This window comes from Burkholderia sp. Bp8998 (genome assembly GCF_003854235.1).
Lineage (GTDB): Bacteria > Pseudomonadota > Gammaproteobacteria > Burkholderiales > Burkholderiaceae > Burkholderia.
The window spans coordinates 1-583 of the sequence record NZ_QTQF01000164.1 but is presented as its reverse complement, the minus strand read 5'-3'; the positions used below and the strand labels follow the sequence as shown (position 1 = coordinate 583).

Here is a 583-nt window from a genome sequence, read left to right as displayed (position 1 = left end):
GGTCTGTCGGTCGTGCTGCTCGCGATCATTCTCGACCGCATCACCGAGAGCTTCGGCCGCGCGCCGGGCACCGCGAAGGCACCGCTGTTCGCGGGCCTGAAGCAGCTGCTCCGGGGTCAGGGGGAGGCCGTCCGAAACTGATTCGAACGAGGGACTGAACGCTTCTGTCGAGCGGCGTCGGGATTTCCCTAGGCTGACAACCATCGCACGGCGTTATTAAATAAATCAACATGATTTATTTAATAACGCCGTGCGCCTTTCCGAAAGCGAACTTCGTCGTCCCGAACGATCGATGTCGCGTGCAATCCGCGGCTGTGGAGGGGCGGACGCGTGCATCGACGTAGTTTGATGTCGGTTTGTGCAAGCGTCTCTGGAAGCATGAAATGGAAGCAAAGTGGCTTGAGGATTTCCTGAGTCTGGCCGACACGAAGAGTTTCTCGCGTGCGGCACGTACCCGGCATCTTACCCAGTCGGCATTCAGCAGACGAATCGCCGCACTCGAATCCTGGATGGACGCGAAGCTGGTCGACCGCAGCATCAACCCGATCACGCTGACGCCGGCCGGCCAGATGTTCCGCGGGCT

At 59.9% G+C, this 583-nt stretch carries 1 protein-coding gene and 1 pseudogene; both read left to right on the top strand.

Annotation, left to right across the window (positions count from 1 at the left end):
- A pseudogene (locus DIE06_RS37980) lies at window positions 1-141 on the top strand (choline ABC transporter permease subunit); the annotation flags it as partial.
- 242 nt (window positions 142-383) lie between these two features.
- On the top strand, window positions 384-583 hold a 200-nt coding region (locus tag DIE06_RS37975; RefSeq protein WP_148094395.1), incomplete at its 3' end, for a LysR family transcriptional regulator.